The following is a 4,491-nucleotide window of genomic DNA, read 5'->3' as shown; positions in this document are numbered from 1 at the left end:
CCCCCGCGCGGCGCGGGGGCCGACCCGACGGGGCGCAGCCACCGGAGTCCGGTGACTCGGACGGCGACGACACGGTCCCTGACGGCCGGGGCGCAGGTTCGGGCGTGCCCGGCCGGGAAGTGCCGGCAGGCCCCGGACGAGCCGCTGCCCGACCCGGACCACGGGAAGCCGGCCCGCCGGGACGCGGGCCCGGGCGTGCCCGGCAGGGTGGTGCCGGGCACGCGCGCGGGCCGCGGCTACTCGGTCCAGACGGCGGCGGCGGTGCGGTCGTCGGTGTAGCCCTTGGCGCGGACCTGGACCTGACGCAGGAAGTCGACGGTGCCCGGGGGGTGGGGGTGGGCCCAGTGGGAGGACAGGAAGTGGGCGACGGCGGGCTCGTCCGCGACCGGGCGGGCCAGGCCGGGGGTGGCGAGCAGCAGGATGTCGCCCGGGGTCGCCGGGACCATCCGGAAGCGGAACGGGCGCGGGCCCGGCACCGGGGTCTCCGGGGCCGGCGGCTGGCCGTCGGGGTGGTGCAGCAGCCGGGCCGCGTAGGCGTCGATCCAGTGGCCGGAGCGCAGCAGGTACAACCCGCCCGGGCCGACCCCGAAGGCCGCCCGGTAGCCGGCCTCCGGATCGAGCGGGACCAGCAGGCAGTGCAGCGAGGCGGGGGCCTGGTCGGTCTCCCCGTCCGTCTCCGGCGCGAGGGCCCGGAGCGGGGCCACGGCACTCAGGGCGAGCCGCTGGAGGCCGTAGCGGAGCCGGTCGCGGGCGCCGTCGCGCAGGTCGGCGGCCAGCCCCTCGCGGCTGCGGCCGATCGCGCCGGCGAGCTGACGGCAGGCCTCGGCGGTCGCGGTGGCGACCGCCTCCGCGGTCGGGCCGGTGCTGTCGTAGGCACCGAGCACCGCGAGCAGCAGACCCCCCGTTCCCTCGCCGAACCGGGTCAGCAGCAGCGAGTCGCGCCGGGGCTCGCCGCGGTAGCGGGCGGAGTCGCCGCGGACGGAGACCGCCCGCAGGGTCGTGCTGCCGTACTGGGCGCCCTCCAGCACGGTGTCGGCGGCGACGCCGCCCAGCGAGCCGGGGTCGGCCTCGGGCACCGCGGTCGGCTCGGGGCCGTAGGTGGGCGGGCGCTCGCCGACGTGCGGGACGGCGGACGCGGTGGCGCCCCGTCCGGCACGGGGTACCGGACGGGGCGCGGGCGGCTCCACGGCAACCGGCTCGTCGACGGGTTCGGGCCCGGCGACGGGCTCCGGTTCGGCGACGGGTTCGGGCTCGGCCACCGGTGCGGGCTCGGCAACGGGCTCGGGCTCGGCAACCGGGGCCGGAGCGGGATCCGGGACCGGGACCGCAGGTTCCCGTTCGACAGCCGCGGCCTCGGCCTCGGCAACGACCGGCCCCGGTGCCGGCCCGGGTTCCGGCGTCGCCTCCTGCCCGGCCTCCGGCGCACTCGGCGCTCCGGGCTTGGCCCGCGGCTCCGGCACCCGGGCGTCCCTGGCCCAGGCGGGGGCGGGGAAGCGGTGCGTCTCGTCGGCGGCCGGAGCCTCGGCGACCGGAACGCCGGTGAGCGGGAACTCCGCCGCCGGGCCCTGCGGAGCGATCACGCCGACGGCGGTGTCGAACCAGTCGTCGATGCTGTCCCGCTCCGGTGCCTCCTCCGCGGCCCGCGTCTCCTCCACGACCTGCGCCGCCGGCCCGGCCACGACCGGCCCGGGCGCTTCCGGCTCAACCCCTTCCACCGGCTCAACCGCTTCGACCGGCTCGCCCGCCGGCTCGACCTCGACCAGGGCCTCACCCGCGGCCCCGCCCGCCGCCTCGCCGCCGCCCGCGTTCTCCCCGGCCGCGCTCCGCTGCTGCCCGATGAGACCGGCCGCCGTCTCGAACCAGTCGTCGACGCTGCCCTCCCCCGCCTCCGCGTCCGGGGTGTCGGGGAGGGTGCCGGCCGGGCCCGCGTAGACCGTGTCCCACCAGCCGTCCTCCGGCCGGTGCTGCTGCTGCGCGGGTGCGCCCTGCTTGGTCATCTGGCGGCTCCTGGTCGCTGCTGCTCGCTGGTCGCTGGTCGCTGCTTCCGGCCCCGCCCCGGGCGGCGGGCCGGGCTCGACGTCATTGTCCCCAAGTGCAAGGACGCTGTCCGGGTTTCGCCGACAACCGTGCACACATCGGCCGATACCGATCACCGGGTTCGCCGCCCGTTTCGTTTGCGTTCCTCCCGCAGTCGACCGAACCGCCCCGACCAGGGTGTTTCCGGGGTATTCCGACGCCTCCGCGGTCGAAAATGAGGACCTTGGAAGGCACTCGCTTCACTCGTTCGGCTGATTAAATGTCCGCATGACCGCGTCGGCCCCCAGCACCCCCCGACCGGGGAGGGCCGTACTCGCGGCCCGCCCGGTGGGCATGCTGTGGATCCTGCTGCTGGTCGGACTGCTGTCGGCGCTGCCGTGCGCGGCGCACGCCAAGGCGGTCACGGCGGAGCGGCCGGGCCTCCCGGTGACCGTCCCGGCCGGCCCCCCGGTGGGCCCCCCGTCCGGTCCGTCGGCCCGCACCGCCGCCGACGCCCTGTTCCACCTCCACGGCGCCGCCGCCACCGGCCCGGACGCCGCGCCGCAGAACCTCTCCGAGCGGATCCGCTCGGAGAGCCACCGGCACTGGACCTGGTGCTCGGTGGACGGCGACCCGCCCCACCGCAACAACGGCTGCTCCAGCCACCCGTACTGCGCCCAGGACGCCCAGCTCCCCAATCCGCCGCCGCACCCGCAACCCGCGGCGGCGCCCTTGACGGAGACCCCCGAGGCACTGCCCCGGGTGGTGCCCGCCGGACTGCTGGTCGGCCCGCACCCCGCACCCGACCTGCACGAACTCCAAGTACACCGGTCCTGAGCGGAACCCGCCGCCGGCCCCGGGCCGCCACGCCGACCACCGCGTCGCCGGGCGGACGGACCGACGGATCCGCCCCCCTTCCGCCACCTCTTCAGACCGCCGCGCCCGATGCGCGGTGGGGACAAGGACACCGACATGGGTTCCGCCTCCAAGCAGTCGAACAAGGCACAGGGCAACAAGCCGAGCGGCAAGCAGGCGAGCAACGACCGCCGCGCCAGGATCGCCGAGCTGCGCGCCGCCGAGCAGCGCCGTGACCGCCGCAACAAGTTCATCGCCGGTTCGGTCGCCGCGGTCCTGGTGGTCGCCGCGATAGCCACCGGCACCTGGATCGTGGTCGACGCCAACAACGAGAAGAAGGCCAAGGAGGCCGCCGCCGCGGCCCCGATCGACGGCGTGCAGGAGTTCGGCGAGCTGAGCCGCAACCACGTCAAGGAGAAGGTCAGCTACCCGCAGACCCCGCCGGTGGGCGGCGACCACAACGCGATCTGGCTCGACTGCATGGGCACCGTCTACGAGCAGCCGGTCGAGAACGAGCGCGCCGTCCACTCGCTGGAGCACGGCGCGGTCTGGGTGACCTACAACGGCAAGGCCACGCCCGACGACATCAAGACCCTGTCGGACAAGGTGAAGGCCACCCCGTACTCGCTGCTGAGCCCGTACCCGGACGAGAAGGGCACCATCACGCTGAGCGCCTGGTCGACCCAGCTCACCGTGGACAGCGCCAGCGACCCCCGGGTGAACCAGTTCTTCACCAAGTACGTCCAGGGCAAGCAGACCCAGGAGCCGGGTGCCTCCTGCTCGATGGGGCAGATGTGACCGCCGACGGGGGTGCCGCCCGCACCGCGCCGGAGGACGGGGCCGTGACCGGCGCCGACACCGCCGCCGAGGCCGGGCGGGCGGCCTCGCGCCGCCGGATCTGGTGGCCGGCCGCGCTGGCCGCCGCGCTGGCCCTCGCGCTCGGGGTGCCGGCCCTGGTGGCGGGCGGGACGTCCGCCTCCGGGTCCGCGTCGGTCAGCGCGCCGGCGGACGACTCGCCGGAGGCCGGGTTCGCCCGTGACATGTCGACCCACCACCAGCAGGCGGTGGACCTGTCGTTCATCGTCCGCGACCGGACCTCGGACGAGGCGACCCGCACGCTGGCCTTCGACATCATCAACACCCAGGCCAACCAGCGCGGCATGATGATGGGCTGGCTCGACCAGTGGGGGCTCACCCAGCACTCCGCGGCCAGGCCGATGACCTGGATGTCGATGGGCGGCCACGGTCACGGCGCCGACTACCAGCCGCACGACGGCTCGCTGATGCCCGGCATGGCCACCAACACGCAGCTCGCCAAGCTGCGCTCGCTGAACGGGCGCGAGGCCGAGGTGCTCTACCTGCAGCTGATGCTGGAGCACCACAAGGGCGGCGTGGACATGGCCCAGGGCTACGTCGACATGGCGCGCAACGCGACCGAGAAGCGGCTCGCGCAGTCGATGGTGAACGGCCAGACCTCGGAGATCGGCCTGATCACCGACATGCTCAAGGACCGCGGCGCCGCCCCCGGCGTGCCCGCCTCCTGACGCACGGACCGCCACGGGCCACCGGGCCCGGCGGGCGGTCCGGAACGGCCGGGGCGGTGGACGGAGGGTTCCGTCC

Annotated in this window: 4 protein-coding genes; 3 read left to right on the top strand and 1 reads right to left on the bottom strand. The window is 75.8% G+C overall.

From position 1 onward, the window contains the following. Positions 1 to 236 precede the first annotated feature (236 nt). Positions 237 to 1,997, bottom strand: coding sequence for a hypothetical protein (locus tag ACFCX4_RS34925; RefSeq protein ID WP_376151282.1), 1,761 nt, complete (start codon positions 1,995 to 1,997; stop codon positions 237 to 239). Between the two features lie 307 nt (positions 1,998 to 2,304). Here ACFCX4_RS34925 and ACFCX4_RS34920 point away from each other — a divergent pair, with 307 nt between their 5' ends. The 3 genes from ACFCX4_RS34920 (at position 2,305) to ACFCX4_RS34910 (ending at position 4,415) form a co-directional block, all read left to right on the top strand. After that, the gene (locus ACFCX4_RS34920) at positions 2,305 to 2,853 is read left to right on the top strand and encodes a hypothetical protein (protein ID WP_376151280.1); all 549 of its coding nucleotides are present in this window, start codon (positions 2,305 to 2,307) and stop codon (positions 2,851 to 2,853) included. 135 nt (positions 2,854 to 2,988) lie between these two features. Continuing rightward, a complete protein-coding gene (locus ACFCX4_RS34915; protein WP_376151278.1) occupies positions 2,989 to 3,669 on the top strand; it encodes a DUF3105 domain-containing protein in 681 nt (226 codons plus the stop codon). Positions 3,670 to 3,713: 44 nt separating this feature from the next. Beyond that, entirely contained in the window at positions 3,714 to 4,415 is a 702-nt protein-coding gene (locus tag ACFCX4_RS34910) for a DUF305 domain-containing protein (RefSeq protein WP_376151276.1), read from the top strand. The last annotated feature ends 76 nt before the right edge of the window (positions 4,416 to 4,491 follow it).

The organism is Kitasatospora sp. NPDC056327 (assembly GCF_042261735.1).
Lineage (GTDB): Bacteria > Actinomycetota > Actinomycetes > Streptomycetales > Streptomycetaceae > Kitasatospora.
Note: the sequence above shows the minus strand (reverse complement) of the source record. Positions and strands in the feature narration are given on the sequence as shown.